Origin of the sequence: Hydrocarboniphaga sp. (assembly GCF_965279055.1) — a bacterium.
In the GTDB taxonomy this organism is placed as follows: Bacteria; Pseudomonadota; Gammaproteobacteria; order Nevskiales; family Nevskiaceae; genus Hydrocarboniphaga.
Window position 1 is genome coordinate 2036013 of record NZ_OZ257125.1, and the last position, 16693, is coordinate 2052705.

A 16693-nucleotide genomic window follows, 5' to 3' on the forward strand; every position below is an offset into this window, starting at 1 on the left:
GGGTGACGGCATGCAAAGAATGGGAATGCTCATCGGCATCGCCGCCGACAGGATCGCGGAATACAAGGCCCTGCATGCGGCGGTGTGGCCGCAGGTTCTCGAGCAGCTGCGGCAGGCGAACGTCCGCAACTACACGATCTTTCTGCGCGAGCCGGAAAATCTGCTGTTCGGCTGCTGGGAGTATCACGGCGAGGACTTCGAAGCCGACATGAAGCGCATCGCGGCGGACCCGGAGACGCAGCGCTGGTGGACGTTCTGCGAGCCCTGCCAGCTGCCGCTGCAAAGCCGGGCCGAGGGCGAGCACTGGGCAATGATGGAAGCCGTGTTCCACATGGATTGAGCGATGAAAACCGTACTCTGCGAACAGCCCGGCAGCCTCGCGCTGGTCGAGCGCCCCGAACCGGAAGCCGGGCCTGACGAGGTACGCCTGCGCGTGCGCAGCGTCGGCATCTGCGGCACCGACATCCATATTTTCGGCGGCACCCAGCCCTATCTCAGCTATCCGCGCGTGATGGGCCACGAACTGTCCGGCGAGGTGCTGTCGGCGCCCGCAGGCAGCGGCCTTGCGCCCGGCGACGTCGCCTACGTGATGCCTTACCTGTCCTGCGGCGAGTGCATCGCCTGTCGCCGCGGCAAGACCAATTGCTGCACACGAATCCAGGTACTCGGCGTTCACTGCGACGGTGCCCTGGTGGAATTCCTGTGCGTGCCGCAGCGTTTCGTGCGCAAGGTCGAAGGCATCAGTTTCGACGAAGCGGCGATGATCGAATTTCTGGCGATCGGTGCGCACGCGGTGCGCCGCGCGCGCGGGCAGGGCGAGCTACGCGCCCGTCGCGCACTGGTCGTCGGCGCCGGCCCGATCGGACTCGCGGTGGCCTTGTTCGCGCAGTTGCACGGCGCCGAAGTCACGGTGCTGGATACGCGCGAGGACCGGCTCGCCTTCGCGCGCGCGCAGCTGCGCGTCGCGCATACGGTGGCCGTCGGCGAAGGCGATCGCGAGACGCTGGCAGCACTGACCGGCGGCGAATTCTTCGACGCGGTGTTCGATGCCACCGGGAATGCGCGCGCGATGGAGCGTGGCCTGCAATTCGTCGCACACGGCGGCTGCTATGTCTGGGTGTCGATCGTCGCGGATGCAATCACGCTGCCCGACCCCGAGTTCCATAAGCGCGAGACCACGCTGCTCGCCAGCCGCAACGCCACGATCGAGGACTTCGAGGAAGTGGTCGCGGCGATGCGCGCGGGCCAGGTGCCGACGCGCGCGCTGAACACCCACCGCACCACGCTGGACGCCTTGCCCGAGGTGTTCCCGACCTGGACGCAGCCGCAGGCCGGTGTCGTCAAGGCGATCGTGCGGATCGGCTGAGCCGCATCATAAAAAATTTCAATACAAGAAAGATCGAGGAGAACAGCATGGACGGACAGGAGCAGTCGGCGGCGCCGCGCTATCGCACGATGCTGTTCATCGTGGTGAGCCTGTTCTTTCTGTGGGGCGTCGCCAACAACCTCAACGATGTGCTGATCGCGCAGTTCAAGAAGGCATTCTCGCTGAGTGATCTGCAATCGGGTCTGGTGCAGTCGGCGTTCTACATGGGCTACTTCCTGCTCGCGATCCCGGCGTCGTTGTTCGTGCGCCGCTACGGGTACAAGTCGGCGGTGGTGTTCGGGCTGTGCCTTTACGGCGTCGGCGCGTTGCTGTTCTACCCGGCCGCCGAAGTCCGCGAGTACTCGTACTTTCTCGCCGCGCTGTTCGTGATCGCCAGTGGCCTGGCCTTCCTCGAAACTTCGGCGAACCCGCTGATGACGATGCTCGGCTCTCCGGAAACCGCCGAGCGTCGCCTCAATTTCGCGCAGGCCTTCAATCCTCTCGGTTCGATCACCGGCGTGCTGATCGGCAAGCACTACATCTTCTCGGGTGTCGAGCACAACCAGGAAAGCCTCGCCGGCCTAGCGCCCGACCAGCTCGCGGCGTTCTACGCGCAGGAAGCGCAGGCCGTGCAAATGCCCTATCTGGTGCTCGGTGGCCTTGTGCTGGTGTGGGCGGCGGTGGTGGCGGTGACCCGCTTCTCGCAGGTCGCGACGGCCGTAACGGCGCCGGCCGAAAGTGGTGCGACGCTGGCCGGCTTCCGCGAACTGCTGCGCAAGCGCAGCTTCGTGTTCGGCGTCGTCGCGCAGTTCTTCTACGTCGGCGCCCAGGTCGGTGTCTGGAGTTTCATGATCCGCTACGCCCAGCACGCGGTCGATGGCATCGGCGAAAAAGCCGCGGCCAGTGTGCTGGTGTGGTCGCTGGTCGGCTTCATGCTCGGCCGCTTCGCCGGCACCGCGCTGATGCTGCGCTACAACGCAGCGCGTCTGATGGCGGCGTTCGCCGGCATCAACATCGTGTTGTGCCTGGTTGCGGTCATGCTCGGCGGTCTGCCGGGCCTGCTGGCGCTGGCCGCGACGAGCTTCTTCATGTCGATCATGTTCCCGACAATCTTCGCGATGGCATTGAAGAACCTCGGACCGCTGACGCCGTCCGGTTCTTCGCTGCTGGTCATGGCGATCATCGGCGGCGCGATCCTGCCGGCGCTGATGGGCGGCGTTTCCGACCTGAGCTCGATCCGTGTCGCGATGCTGCTGCCGGCCGGCTGCTTCGCCATCGTCGGCGCGTTCGCACTTGCCGGCCGAGCGCGCGGCGCCGAGGCACGCCTGGCGCAAGCCGCATGCTGATCGACGCGCACCAGCATTACTGGCGCATCGGCGACAACGATTGTCGTTGGCCGAGTACCGACTTGCCGGCGATCCATCGCAACTACGAGCCGAAGGATCTGGCGCCGTTGCTCGCGCAGACCGGCGTCGGCATGAGCGTGCTGGTGCAGTCGCAGCCGAGCGAGCGCGATACCGCCTGGCTGCTCGAACTGGCCGCGACCACGCCGAATGTCGGCGCCGTGGTCGGCTGGACCGATCTGGCCGCCGCCGATGCGCCGCAGCGCATCGCCGAACTGGCGCGGCATCCCAAGCTGCGCGGCCTGCGGCCGATGCTGCAGGACCTGCAACGCGATGACTGGATTCTCGATGCCAGCCTGAGTCCGGCGATCACCGCGATGGAAGACTGCGGCCTGTCCTTCGATGCGCTGGTGAAGCCGCGTCACCTGCCGGCGCTGTACGAATTCGCGCGCCGCCACCCGCGGCTCGCGATCGTGATCGATCATGGCGGCAAGCCGGCAATCGCGGCGCATGGCTTCGAGCCCTGGGCCGCCGATCTCGCCAGGCTGGCGCGGCTGCCGAACGTCGGCTGCAAGCTGTCGGGCCTCGCGACCGAGGCGGCGCCCGGGTGGACCGCCGATGACCTGAGTCCCTACGTCGGGCAACTGATGGACTGCTTCGGGCCGCAGCGCCTGATGTGGGGCAGCGACTGGCCGGTGCTGAATCTCGCCGGCGACTACGTCAGCTGGCACCGGCTTGCAGCATCGCTGTGCCGCTTCGGCAGCGAGAGCGACCGGCGGGCCGTATTCGGTGGCACGGCGCGGGCCTTCTACCGCATCGAGTCCGCATGAGCAGTGCTTCGCTACCGCAGCGACGCCTCGGCCGTACCGGGCTGCGCCTGACCGTTCTGGGTTTCGGCGCGGCCGGGATCGGCAATCTGTATCGCGCGATCGACGATGAAACCGCGCTGTCGGCGGTCGATGCTGCGCTGGATCTCGGTGTGCGCTACTTCGATACGGCGCCGCATTACGGCTTCGGCCTCAGCGAGAAGCGGCTCGGTCGCGCGCTGTCACGGCGCGACGGCGAGGTGCTGGTGTCGACCAAGGTCGGCCGCGTGCTCGATCCGGTGCCCGCGTATGCCGACCTGTCGCGGCCGCGGCAAGGCTTCATTTCCCCGGAACCCGTGGAGTCGGTGTTCGACTATTCCTACGACGGTGTGCAGCGCTCGCTGGAAGAGAGCCTGCGGCGGCTCGGCCGCGATCGCATCGAGCTGCTGCTGGTCCACGATCTGGGCGTCGACACGCACGGCGCCGAGCATACGCAGCGTTTCGCGCAGTTCGTCGATGGCGGCTACCGCGCGATGCGCGAGTGGCGCGATGCCGGCCTCGTCGGCGCGATCGGCATGGGCGTCAACGAGACCGCGGTCTGTACGCAGGCGCTGGCGCATGCGGACTTCGACTGCTTCCTGCTCGCCGGGCGCTACACGCTGCTGGAACAGCATGCGCTCGAGCATTTCCTGCCGCTGTGCGCCGCGCGCGGCGTGTCGCTGATCATCGGCGGGCCGTTCAACTCCGGCATTCTCGCCAGCGGTGTGCGCGACAGCCCGCGCATCGCGCCGCCGCCGTACAACTATGCGCCGGCGCCGCCGGCGATGATCGAGCGCGTGCGCCGCATCGAGACGCTGTGCGATGAGTACGGCGTGTCGCTGCCGGCGGCGGCGCTGCAATTCCCGCTGGCGCATCCGCAGGTCGCGACGGTGATTCCCGGCGCGGCCGATGCCGCACAGGTGCGCCAGGCCGCGGCCTGGCTGCAGATGCCGATCCCCTTCGCGTTCTGGCAGGCGCTGCGCGAGCACGGGCTGCTGCATCCCGAAGCGCCGCTGCCGATTCACCACGGACTCACCGCATGAACCGTCTGCAACACAAGACCGCCATCGTCACTGCCGCGGGGCAGGGGATCGGCCGCGCTACCGCGGAACTGTTCGTGCGCGAAGGCGCGCGCGTGATCGCGCTGGACATCAACCAGGCGGCGCTGGCCACGCTCGAAGGCTGCCGGACGCATCGAGTCGACGTCTGCGACGCCGACGCCGTGGCGACGCTGGGCGCCCAGTTCGGCGCCGTGGACGTGCTGGTCAACGCGGTCGGCTACGTGCATTCCGGCACGATCCTCGACTGCGAGCCCGCGGATCTGCAGCGCTCCTTCGACATCAACGTCGCTTCGATGCACCTGATGTGCCGCAGCCTGCTGCCGGCGATGATCGCGCGCGGCGGCGGCGCGATCGTCAACGTGTCCTCGGTGGCCAGCTCGATCAAGGGCGTGCCCAACCGTTTTGCCTACACCACCACCAAGGCCGCAGTGATCGGCCTGACCAAGGCGATCGCCGCCGACTTCGTCGGCAGCGGCATCCGCTGCAACGCGATCGCGCCCGGCACCGTGCAGTCGCCCTCGCTCGACCAGCGGCTCGCCGCCAGCGGTGACCATGCCGCGATGCGTGCCGCCTTCATCGCGCGCCAGCCGATGGGCCGCCTCGGCAGCGCCGAGGAGGTCGCCGAACTGGCGCTGTACCTCGCATCCGACGCTTCGTCGTTCACCACCGGTGCGGTGCATGTGATCGACGGAGGCTGGACGACTTGAGCCACTCGGCTGCAAGCCGCGTCGCGCGCGAGCGACTTCGCACTCGCTGCGCGGGATTCATCATCATTGGAGTGATTGCATCATGAAGCTGCTGCGTTATGGCCCTTCCGGCTCCGAATGGCCGGGTCTGCTCGATGCGAAGGGGCGCATCCGTGATCTTTCCACGGTCCTGCTCGATATCGGCGGTGACACGCTGTCGCCGGCTTCGCTGGCACGTCTCGCCACGATCCCGACCGATTCGCTGCCGCTGGTCGAGGGCAGCCCGCGCCTGGGGCCCTGCGTTGCGGGCATCGGCAAGTTCATCTGCATCGGCCTCAACTACGCCGATCACGCGGCGGAGACCGGCGACACGGTGCCACCCGAGCCGGTGATCTTCAGCAAGGCCACCAGCGCGATCTGCGGGCCGAACGACGACATCATCCAGCCGCGCGGCTCCACCAAGCTCGACTGGGAGGTGGAGCTGGGCGTGGTCATCGGCAAGACCGCACGCTATGTCGACGAAGCCGATGCGATGGACCACGTCGCCGGCTGGTGCGTCATCAACGACGTGTCGGAGCGCAGCTTCCAGATGGAGCGCGGCGGCACCTGGGACAAGGGCAAGGGCTGCGACACCTTCGGCCCGATCGGCCCCTGGCTGGTCACGCGCGACGAGATCGCCGACGCCGGTGAGCTGGGTCTGTGGCTGGAAGTCAACGGTCGTCGTTACCAGAACGGCTCGACGCGCACGATGGTCTTCCGGCCGGCGTTTCTGGTCAGCTACGTCAGCCAGTTCATGAGCCTGCAGCCGGGCGACGTGATCTCCACCGGCACGCCGCCCGGCGTAGGCCTCGGACAGAAGCCTCCGGTGTTCCTGAAGCCCGGCGACGTCGTGCGCCTGGGCATCGAAGGCCTCGGCGAGCAGCGGCAGACGGTCGTCGCCGCCGACGTTCCATCAGCCCGGTGATACCCCGATGAGCGAACTTCTTTCCCTTTTCCGCATCGCGCCGAATGACGATGTGGCGACCGCGGTGCGTGCGATCCAAGCCGGCGAGACCGTCGAGCTGGACGGCGTGCCGCTGACGGTCGCCGAGGCGATCCCGAAGGGCCACAAGCTGGCGCTGCGGTCGATCGCAGTCGGCGCGCCGGTGCGCAAGTTCGGCTTTCCGATCGGCCGCGCGACGGCCGGCATCGCGCCGGGCCAGCACGTGCATACGCACAATGTCGAAACCGGGCTGTCCGGCACGCTGGAATACGAATATCGACCGCAGCCGCAGCTTGCGCCGCGCGCGGAAGATGCGCCGTCCTTTCTCGGCTACCGCCGCGCCGACGGGCGCGTCGGCACGCGCAACGAGATCTGGATTCTGTGTACCGTCGGCTGCGTCGGCCCCACGGCGCAGCAGATCGCGGCGCGCGCCAATCAGTGTTTCGCCGGCCGTATCGACGGTGTGCATGCTTTCGTGCATCCGCACGGCTGCTCGCAGATCGGTGAGGATCTCGCGCACACGCGACGCCTGCTCGCCGGCCTGGCTCGGCATCCCAATGCCGGCGGCGTGCTGATCGTCGGTCTCGGCTGCGAGACCAACCAGCTCAGCCGGCTGCTCGACGAGATCAGCGAGCACGAGCGCTCGCGCATCCGCAGTTTCAGCACGCAGCAGGCGGGTGACGAGATCGAAGACGGGCTCGCGCTGATCGAGCAACTGGTCGCGCTCGCCGAGCAGGATCGCCGCGAGCCTTGCCCGCTGTCGGATCTGGTGCTGGGCCTCAAGTGCGGTGGCTCCGACGGCTTCTCGGGGCTCACCGCCAACCCGCTGGTCGGCCGCATGGCCGAGCGCCTCGCGGCTGCCGGCGGCACGCCGGTGCTGACCGAGATCCCGGAGATTTTCGGCGCCGAACATCTGTTGATGGAGCGCGCGACGGACCGTGCGGTGTTCGAGCAGATCGTGACGCTGGTAAATGATTTCAAGCAGTACTTCATCCGCAACGGCCAGGGCGTGCACGAGAATCCTTCGCCCGGCAACATCGAGGGCGGTATCACCACGCTGGAAGAAAAATCGCTGGGCGCGGTGCAGAAGGGCGGTCATGCGCCGGTGACGCAAGTGTTGCGCTACGGTGAGCGCGCGCAGGCGCGGCCCGGCATGGCACTGCTGGAGGCGCCCGGTAACGATGCGGTGTCGTCCACCGCGCTGACAGCGGCCGGCGCGACGCTGATCCTGTTCACCACCGGTCGCGGTACGCCGCTGGGCTTTCCGGCGCCGACGCTGAAGATTGCATCCAATAGCGGCATCGCCGAGCGCAAGCCGGGCTGGATCGACTTCGACGCCGGCCGCCTGCTCTCCGGCCTGCCGACGGAAACGGCGGACGTGGAAATGCTGGCGCTGATCGTCGCCACCGCCTCCGGCAAGCCGGCGCGCAATGAGATCAACGGCCAGCGCGAAATCGCGTTGTGGCGGATCGGTGTGACGTTGTGAACAAACTGCGGCTGCGCCAGGCGACGCTGTACTACCTGCCGCATGAGATTGCGCGGCCGCGCTACGCACGTGAGAGCGCCGGCATCGGCGTCGTCCATATCGGCCCTGGCGCTTTTCATCGCGCGCACCAGGCGGTGTATTTCGACGAACTGCTCAACCACGGCGGCGACTGGGCGATCAGCACAGTTTCGCTTCACAGCCGCGAGCTGCGCGACGCGCTGCTGCCTCAGGACAGCCTGTATACGCTGGCCTTGCTCGACCGCGAGCCGTCTTATCGCGTGATCGGCTCGATCCGCGAAGTGCTCTGGGCGGCTGAAGAGCAGGCCGCGGTGCTGGCGCGTCTGGCGGACCCTGCGACGCGCATCGTCAGCCTGACCGTCACCGAAAAGGGCTACTGCCTTGCCGGCATGGATCTCGACACGCGGCATCCGGACATCGTGGCCGATCTCGCCGCGCCGCATGCGCCGCGCAGCGCAATCGGCTACCTCGTCGAGGGTCTGCGCCGACGTCGTGCTGCGGGGCAGGGTGCTTACACCATGCTGAGCTGCGACAACCTGGTCGACAACGGGCTGCGTCTCGGCCGCGCCGTGCAGCAGTACGCACAAGCGGTGGATCCGGAATTGGCGCGCTGGATCGAAGCCGAGTGCGCGTTCCCGAGCACGATGATCGACAGCATCACACCGGCCACCGACGACCCGCTGCGCGCGCGGGTGCTCGCGGCCACCGGCCTCGCCGACGCCTGGCCGATCCAGCGTGAAGCCTTCAGCCAATGGGTGATCGAGGACCGCTTCACGCTGGGCCGCCCGGACTTCGCCATGGCCGGTGTCACGCTGACCGACGACGTCGGCGCCTTCGATCGCGCCAAGCTGCGCCTGCTCAACGGCGCGCATTCCTCGCTGGCCTATCTCGGTTCGCTGCTGGGGCTTGAGACTGTGGCCGAGGCGATGCGCGAGCCGCTGCTCTGCGCCTACGTCGAGCAGCTGATGCGCGACAGCATTCTGCCGACCGTGAAGCCGCCGAAAGGCCTGAACCTGCGCGCGTACATCGACACCGTATTGGAGCGCTTCCGCAACCCGGCGATCGCCCACAAGCTGTCGCAGATCGCCTGGGACGGTTCGCAGAAGCTGCCGTTCCGTTTGCTCGGCACCGTTAGCGACCGGCTCGAAGCGGCGGCGCCGATCGACGCGCTGTGCCTGGCGCTGGCCGGCTGGATGCACTTCGTGCGTCGTCTCAGCCGCGACGGCGTCGCGCTGGTCGATCCGCTCGCGCAACGTCTGGCGGAAATCGGCAAGGCCTGCAGCGGCGAGGCACAGATGGACGTGCCGCGCTTTCTGCAGCTCGACACGGTGTTTGCGCCGGCGCTGGCGGCGAACCCGTCCTTCCATGCCGCATTGGAGGATGCCTATGCGCGTCTCGGCGACGGCTCATCGGCACCGGTGCGCGCCGCCTTATCGAGGCAATGAAAATGCGGCCGCTATTCAGGCAAACCTTTCTGCTGCCCGTCATCCTGTCGGCGTGCCTGTCGACCGTGGCCGCGGCAAAGCCCGAGGCCGAATCGGGCTCCGCCAGCGACATGTTGTGGTACGCGCAGCCGGCTCGCGCCTGGATGACCGAGGCCTTGCCGATCGGCAACGGCAGGCTCGGCGCCATGCTGTTCGGCCTGACGCAGACCGAACGCCTGCAATTCAACGTCAACAGTCTGTGGACTGGCGACGAGAAGGACACTGGCCGCTACCAGGCTTTCGGCGATGTGTTCGTCGAGCTGGGGCACTCACAGCCTACGAACTACCGCCGCGCGCTCGACATCGACCGCGCCGTGCAGACCGTGAGCTACGAACAGGCCGGTGTCCGCTACCGGCGCAGCGCCTTCGCCAGCCATATGGCCGGGGTCATCGTGGTGCAGCTCACGGCGGATCGGCCGCGCGCCTACGACGGCCGCATCTGGCTCACCGATATGCACGACGCGGCGATCACCGGCGAGGCCCGCCGGCTCACCGCGAGCGGTCGGCTGGGCAAGGACGGACTCGACTACGAGTCGCAGCTGCTGGTTGTCGGCAGCGGCTGCGAGCCGCGCGTCGAGACCACGGTGCCTAACGGCGACCCGCTGGCGGGCGTGCAGGGGCGCAAGCTGTCCGGCGCTCATGTTGCGTTCGAGCACTGCGACAGCCTGACGCTGCTGCTCGCCGCCGACACCAATTACCTTGCCGACCGTACACGCCGCTGGCGCGGCGAAGCTCCGCATGCCGCCGTGACTCGCAGCGTCGATGCCGCGGCGGCAAGGCCTTTCTCCGAGCTGCTGGCGGAACACGTTGCCGACTATCAAGCGTTGTTCCGCCGTTTCGCGATCGAACTGGGAACCACCGATCGGTCGCTCTCGGCGCGTCCTACCGACGAGCGCCTGCTGGCCTACACGAAACAGCAGACGCGCGATCCCGATCTGGAGGAGCTGTTCACCCAGTTCGGCCGCTACCTGCTGATCAGCAGCTCGCGCGGCGGTCTGCCGGCGAATCTGCAGGGGCTCTGGAACGACACCAACGACCCGCCCTGGCGCGGCGATTACCACTCCAACATCAACGTGCAGATGAACTACTGGCCGGCCGAGGTCACCAATCTCGCCGAATGCCACCTGCCGTTCATCGACTACGTGGAGAGCCTCAAGCCGGTGTACCGCGAACGCACTCGCGAGGAGTACGGCAACAAGCTGCGCGGCTGGACCGTGCGCACCGAGAACGGCATCTTCGGCGGCGGCAGCTTCCTGTGGAACACGCCCGGCAGCGCCTGGTACGCGCAGCATTACTGGGAGCATTACGCCTACGGTCAGGATCGCCGCTATCTGCGCGACGTCGCTTACCCGCTGCTAAAGGAGATCGCCGAGCACTGGGACGACCGCCTGATCCGCCGCGCCGACGGCACGCTGGTGACGCCGGTCGGCTGGTCGCCCGAGCATGGTCCGGAGGAAGAAGCGATCAGCTACGACCTGCAGATCGTCCACGATCTGTTCACCAACTACATCGACGCCGCCGACGCGCTGGGCGTGGACCGCGCCTACCGCGAGCGCATCGCCGGGCTTCGCGAACACCTGCTTAAGCCGAAGATCGGCCGCTGGGGTCAGCTCCAGGAATGGGAAAGCGACCGCGACGACGCAAAGGACGAACACCGTCATGTCTCGCACTTGTTCGCGCTGCATCCGGGACGCCAGATCACCGCCACCGGCACGCCGGATCTGTTCAAGGCCGCGAAAGTTTCGCTGCTCGCGCGCGGCGACGGTGGCACCGGCTGGAGCCGCGCCTGGAAGATCAACTTCTGGGCGCGCCTGCTCGACGGCGACCACGCCTACCGCATGCTGCGCAACCTGCTGAGCTATGCCAACACCGTCGGCGCGGATCGCAATGACGCGGCGGGCGTGTATCCGAACTTGTTCGATGCGCATCCGCCGTTTCAGATCGACGGCAACTTCGGCGCCACCGCCGGCGTCGCCGAGATGCTGTTGCAGTCGCAAAGCGGCGAGCTGCAGCTGTTGCCGGCGCTGCCTTCGGCCTGGAAAAGCGGCTCGGTGCGCGGCTTGCGCGCGCGCGGCGGCTTCGAGCTGGACATGCAGTGGCAGAACGGCAGGCTGCGCGCCGCGACGATCCGCAGCGTCGCGGGCGTTGCGGCCCGCGTGCGCTACGACGGCCGCAGCTTCGACATCGCGCTCAAGCCCGGAGAGAGCGTGCGACTCGATGGCGCACTGCGCCCGCGACCGGGGTTGTCATGACAAGACTGGACGCTTTCCCGGTGCGAGCCTGCGCCCTCGCATTCGCGCTGCTCTGTTCATCCGCGCCCGGCACTGCCGCCGATGTACCCGCGCCGCAGCCGATCCGGGCGCTGCTGCTCACCGGCGGCTGCTGCCACGACTACGTCAGCCAGCGGGACGTCCTCGAGCGCGGACTGGAGGCACGCGCCAACGTCGAGATCACGCATCTGTATGCCGACGATTCGAGCTCGAGCCCGGCGCTGCCGTTCTTCACCCGGCCCGATTACGCGCGCGGCTACGACGTGGTGATTCATGCCGAATGCGCCGCCGGCATCGACAGTCCTTTGATCCTCGACGCCGTGCTGCAGCCGCATCGCGAAGGTGTGCCGGGCGTCAATCTGCATTGCGCCATGCATTCCTACCGCTCCGGCGACTGGGAAAAACCGGTCGCCGCAGACGCGCCGAATGCGCGTTGGTTTGCTTACCTGGGCCTGCAGTCCAGCGGCCACGGCGCGCAGGCGCCGATCGCGCTGGCTCTCGCCACGCCGCTGCACGCCATCGCTCGCGGCCTGGTGCCGTGGACCACGCCGGCAGAGGAGCTTTACAACAACCTCGCGCTGTTCGACGTGCAGCCCGTGCTGCTGGGTACCCAGAAGCCAACGGATACGCCGCTCGTGGTTGCCTGGACGCACGAGTACGGTCCACGCCATACCCGCGTGTTCGGTACCACGCTGGCGCACAACGCACCGACGATGGCCGATCCGCGCTACCTCGACCTGGTGGCGCGCGGCCTGCTCTGGGCCACCGGCCATCTTTCCGCCGACGGCCAGCCCAGCGAAGGCTACGGACCGCGGCCAGCGGCCCGCTCCGCTGCGCATGCCGGCGAGCTGCAACTGCGCTCTCCGGACGGCGCCGTCGCTTTCAATTTCTCCGATGCGGGCGGCCAGCCGCGCTATGCGGTGAGCTTCAAGGGCAAGGCCGTACTGGCACCTTCGCCAATCGGTCTGGACCTCGACAAGGGCGGCGAAATGTCGACCCGCCTGCGCGTGGAGGGATCGGCGCGCAGCAGCGTCGATCGGACCTATCAATTGATCGTCGGCAAGACCTCGACTGTCCGCGAACGCTACAACGAACTGAGCATCGATCTGCGGGAGGCCGGCGAAAATCCGCGCAGGCTGCAATTGATCGCACGCGCTTACGACGACGGTGTGGCGTTTCGCTACCGCCTGCCGCAGCAGCCTGGACTGGACGCCGTGATGATCCGCGGCGAGCTGACGCGCTTCGACTTTCCGGCCGACTACGGCTGCTGGGGTTTGAACCTCGGCCGTTTCGGCACCAGCCACGAAGGCGAATTCGACCCGGTGCGAGCCTCACGCATGCGCGAGTTCAACCTGTTCGACGCACCCCTGGTTTGCACGACAGGCAGCGCCAGCTTCGCCATCACCGAAGCCGATCTGCGCGACTACGCCGGCATGTATCTGACCGGACGCGGCGATGGCGGCCTTGGCGCCGCGATCAAGCTGTCGCCGCGCCTGGACGATCCCACCGTCGCGGTGAAGACGCGCATCGGCTCCGATGTGTGGTCGCCGTGGCGCGTGCTGATGCTGGCGGACAACGCCGGCAAGCTGATCGAATCCAACCTGATCACCAGCCTCAATCCTCCCACCCAGATTCAGGACACCTCGTGGATCAAGCCGGGCAAGAGCGCCTGGGACTGGTGGAACGGCCCGGTGGTCTCGGGCGTGGACAAGCCCGGCATGAACAACGAAACGATCCGGCGTTTCATCGATTTCGCGGCGGAAGCGAAGCTGCAGTACATGCTGATCGACGAAGGCTGGTACGCCGGCGCCGGCGGCGCCGGCGTGGTGAAACCCGGCGTGGACGTGACGCGCACGGTTGCGGAGATCGACATGCCGGCGCTGGTCGCCTATGCGGCGGAGCGCCAGGTCGGCCTGTGGGTGTGGCTCAACTGGAAGGCCCTGAATGCGCAGATGGACGAGGCGCTGGAGCGCTACCAGAGCTGGGGCATCAAGGGCATCAAGGTCGATTTCATGGACCGCGACGACCAGGAGATGGTGGACTTCTATCATCGCCTGCTCAAGAAGACAGCCGAGCATCACCTGATGGTGGACCTACACGGCGCATACCACCCGACCGGGCTGATCCGCAGCTATCCGCACTACCTCACGCAGGAAGGCGTGCTGGGCGCTGAAAACAACAAGTGGAGCCGGCGCATCACTGCTACCCACAACGTCATGCTGGCTTACACGCGCATGCTACTGGGGCCGATGGACTACATGCCGGGCGGCTTCCGGCACGTCAGGCCCGAAGATTTCAACAGCCAGTTCACGCTGCCGCGGGTCATGACCACGCGCGGGCAAGCACTGGCGATGTACGTGGTCTACGACAGTCCGTTTGCCTGCGTCTCGGATAGCCCCGACGCCTACAAGGGCCAGCCGGGTTTCGATTTCATCAGCGCAGTGCCGACCAACTGGGACGAAACCCGCGTGCTCGCCGGCGACATCGGCGAATACATCGTGATCGCGCGGCGCAAGGGCCCGGACTGGTACGTCGGCGCGATGAACAACGAGCACGGCCGGAGCGTGAAGATCCCGCTGGATTTTCTCGGTGAGGGATCGTTCGCTGCAACCGTGTATGAGGATGGCAAGGCGGTCGATCAATTGAAGATCGTCCGCAACACGGTGGACCGGCACCACTCGATCAGGCTGACGATGGCGGGCAGCGGCGGCGGTGCCATTCGCCTGCAGGCCGCGCCGGGCAGTCCATGAAAACGTCAAGATTGCTTGAGAGAAATTCGATGCGTAGATCGTTCGTAAGCCTCGGCACCTTCGTGTGTCTGCTGTCGAGCGCCGCGCAGGTACAGGCAGCAGATCCAGCCCCGACCCAGGCCGACAGGCCTTGGATGAACGCCGCGCTGAGCGCCGAGCAGCGGACACAGTCCTTGCTCGCGGCCATGACGCAGGATGAAAAGCTGACGCTGGTATTCGGCTACTTCTCCAGCGATGCGCCGTGGAAGAACTTCAAGAAGCCGGAAGGCGGACTCGCCCAATCGGCCGGCTATGTCCCCGGCATCCCGCGTCTTGGAATTCCGCCGATGCTGGAAGCGGACGCCGGTATCGGCGTCGCCAGCCAGCCGGGCGACAATCCGAAGCTGAGCACCGCGCTGCCGTCGAACCTCGCCACCGCCGCCACCTGGGATCCGGAGCTGGCCTTCGCCGGCGGGCAGATGATCGGACGCGAGGCGCGGGCCACCGGGTTCAACGTGATGCTCGCGGGCGGCATCAATCTGGTCCGCGATCCGCGCGGCGGACGCACGTTCGAATACGGCGGAGACGATCCCTGGCTGTCGGCCAGCATGTTGGCGGCGCAGATCCGCGGCGTGCAGTCCAACCACCTGATCTCGACGATCAAGCATTTCGCGCTCAACGCCCAGGAAAGCAACCGCAATGCACTCAGCGCCAATATCGACGAGCGCTCCGCGCGCATGTCCGATCTGCTGGCCTTTGAGCTGGCGATCGAGCAATCGCAGCCCGGTGCGGTGATGTGCGCGTACAACCGCGTCAACAGCGTCTACAGCTGCGAGCACCCCTGGCTGCTGAACAAGGTGCTCAAGGGCGATTGGGGCTACAAGGGTTTCGTGATGTCCGATTGGGGCGGTACGCATTCCACCATCCCCGCAGCCAACGCAGGCCTCGATCAGCAGTCGGGCTATCCCTTCGACGCATCGCCGTATTTTTCCGATGCCTTGCGCGAGGCGGTCGAAAACGGCCACGTGCCGCAGGCACGCCTGGACGATATGGCAGGCAGAATCCTGTGGGCGATGTTCGCCAACGGCCTGTTCGAGCATCCGCCCAAGGCTGAAGACATCGACTTCAAGGCGCATGCCGACATCACCCGGTCCGATGCCGAGGGCGCAATCGTGCTGCTCAAGAACGAGCGCAGCATTCTGCCGCTGGGCGCTGAACTGAAGTCCATTGCCATCATCGGTTCGCATGCGGATGTCGGCGTGCTTTCCGGCGGTGGCTCCTCGCAGGTCTACGGACCGGAGGGGCCGGCGATTCTCGATAAGGAGATCAAGCACGGGCCGCAGGTCTATCACCGCTCTTCGCCAATGCAGGCGCTGGCGGCCCGCACCGGTGCCAAGCTGGTCTATCACGACGGCGCCGACATCAAAGCGGCGAGCAGGCTCGCGGCGGGTAGCGACATGGTCATCGTCTTCGCCAGTCAGTGGGCTGCCGAGGGCATCGACGGCACCTTGCGACTGGATGGCGATCAGGACGCGCTGATCGCTGCGCTGGCCAAGGTCAATCGCAGGATCGTGGTCGTGTTGCAGACCGGCGGGCCCGTGCTGATGCCCTGGATCGACAAGGTCGCCGGCGTGGTCGAGGCCTGGTATCCGGGATCGAGCGGTGGCGAAGCGATCGCGCGCGTGCTCAGCGGCGAGGTCAATCCCTCCGGCCACCTGCCACTGACATTCCCGCGTTCGCTCGATCAGCTGCCGCGTCCAAAACTGGATGGTTATCCTGCAGGACCGAAAGCCGTGCGCATCGACGTCGACTACAGCATTGAAGGCGCTGCGGTCGGCTACAAATGGTTCGACCGGCAGGGACTCAAGCCGCTATTCCCCTTCGGTTACGGCCTGTCCTACACCGGCTTCGCCTATTCCGGCCTCAAGGCAAAAGGCGGTCAAGGTCCGGTACAGGTCAGTTTCACTGTGGCCAATACCGGCAAGCTGGCGGGGCAGGACGTCGCGCAGATTTACTTATCCGCGCCGAAGATCTGGGAAGCGCCGAAGCGCCTCGCCGGTTTTCGGAAAGTGAAGCTCCAGCCCGGCGAGCGGATCGACATCAAGCTCAGCGTCGATCCGCGCCTGCTCGCGGTCTACGAACCGGCGCAGAACCAGTGGGTGATCGCGGAAGGAGACTATCGAGTGATTCTGGCAACGGATGCGGCAACGCCGGTCGAATTCGCTATGGTGCATCTGCGGCGACAAATCGTGTCGCGGTAGCGATTACAGAAAGTTCGCTTTTTGAGATGCCTCAGGATACCTCAGGGACAGACCACGTTTTCATATGCCGCTTGCTCCGCTCTCGCAAAAAAACGTGGTCTGTCCCAATTTGTTTTCTGACTGACAGAGGTTTCCGTGAGAAAAAACTGACATTGGCGATAG

Annotated in this window: 12 protein-coding genes; all 12 read left to right on the forward strand. The window is 66.6% G+C overall.

What is annotated here, in order from left to right; all coding sequences use genetic code 11:
• Positions 1–10: 10 nt before the first annotated feature.
• The 12 genes from ACQZF9_RS09095 to ACQZF9_RS09150 all read left to right on the forward strand — a co-directional run bounded on the left by ACQZF9_RS09095 (position 11) and on the right by ACQZF9_RS09150 (position 16531).
• On the forward strand, positions 11–340 hold the full coding sequence (locus tag ACQZF9_RS09095) for an L-rhamnose mutarotase (RefSeq protein ID WP_428312918.1): 330 nt from the start codon (positions 11–13) through the stop codon (positions 338–340).
• Positions 341–343: 3 nt separating this feature from the next.
• On the forward strand, positions 344–1366 hold the full coding sequence (locus ACQZF9_RS09100) for a zinc-binding alcohol dehydrogenase family protein (RefSeq protein WP_428312919.1): 1023 nt from the start codon (positions 344–346) through the stop codon (positions 1364–1366).
• Positions 1367–1413: 47 nt separating this feature from the next.
• Positions 1414–2712 (forward strand): L-fucose:H+ symporter permease, encoded by a 1299-nt coding sequence (gene fucP, locus ACQZF9_RS09105; RefSeq protein ID WP_428312920.1) that lies wholly within the window; start codon positions 1414–1416, stop codon positions 2710–2712.
• Positions 2706–3539, forward strand: coding sequence for an amidohydrolase family protein (locus tag ACQZF9_RS09110; protein ID WP_428312921.1), 834 nt, complete (start codon positions 2706–2708; stop codon positions 3537–3539). Before fucP ends, ACQZF9_RS09110 begins: the two co-directional genes overlap by 7 nt.
• Positions 3536–4597, forward strand: a complete 1062-nt coding sequence (locus tag ACQZF9_RS09115; RefSeq protein ID WP_428312922.1) for an aldo/keto reductase — start codon at positions 3536–3538, stop codon at positions 4595–4597. The genes ACQZF9_RS09110 and ACQZF9_RS09115 overlap by 4 nt, the downstream gene beginning before the upstream one ends.
• Positions 4594–5322 (forward strand): SDR family oxidoreductase, encoded by a 729-nt coding sequence (locus ACQZF9_RS09120; RefSeq protein ID WP_428312923.1) that lies wholly within the window; start codon positions 4594–4596, stop codon positions 5320–5322. The genes ACQZF9_RS09115 and ACQZF9_RS09120 overlap by 4 nt, the downstream gene beginning before the upstream one ends.
• A gap of 82 nt (positions 5323–5404) precedes the next feature.
• Entirely contained in the window at positions 5405–6265 is an 861-nt protein-coding gene (locus ACQZF9_RS09125; RefSeq protein WP_428312924.1) for a fumarylacetoacetate hydrolase family protein, read from the forward strand.
• A gap of 7 nt (positions 6266–6272) precedes the next feature.
• Positions 6273–7769: a UxaA family hydrolase gene (locus ACQZF9_RS09130; protein ID WP_428312925.1), complete on the forward strand. Its 1497-nt coding sequence runs from the start codon at positions 6273–6275 to the stop codon at positions 7767–7769.
• Entirely contained in the window at positions 7766–9232 is a 1467-nt protein-coding gene (locus ACQZF9_RS09135; RefSeq protein WP_428312926.1) for a mannitol dehydrogenase family protein, read from the forward strand. The genes ACQZF9_RS09130 and ACQZF9_RS09135 overlap by 4 nt, the downstream gene beginning before the upstream one ends.
• A 2-nt stretch (positions 9233–9234) precedes the next feature.
• A complete protein-coding gene (locus ACQZF9_RS09140; RefSeq protein WP_428312927.1) occupies positions 9235–11523 on the forward strand; it encodes a glycoside hydrolase family 95 protein in 2289 nt (762 codons plus the stop codon).
• Entirely contained in the window at positions 11520–14291 is a 2772-nt protein-coding gene (locus tag ACQZF9_RS09145; protein ID WP_428312928.1) for a glycoside hydrolase family 97 catalytic domain-containing protein, read from the forward strand. Before ACQZF9_RS09140 ends, ACQZF9_RS09145 begins: the two co-directional genes overlap by 4 nt.
• Positions 14288–16531, forward strand: a complete 2244-nt coding sequence (locus tag ACQZF9_RS09150) for a beta-glucosidase (protein ID WP_428312929.1) — start codon at positions 14288–14290, stop codon at positions 16529–16531. Before ACQZF9_RS09145 ends, ACQZF9_RS09150 begins: the two co-directional genes overlap by 4 nt.
• The last annotated feature ends 162 nt before the right edge of the window (positions 16532–16693 follow it).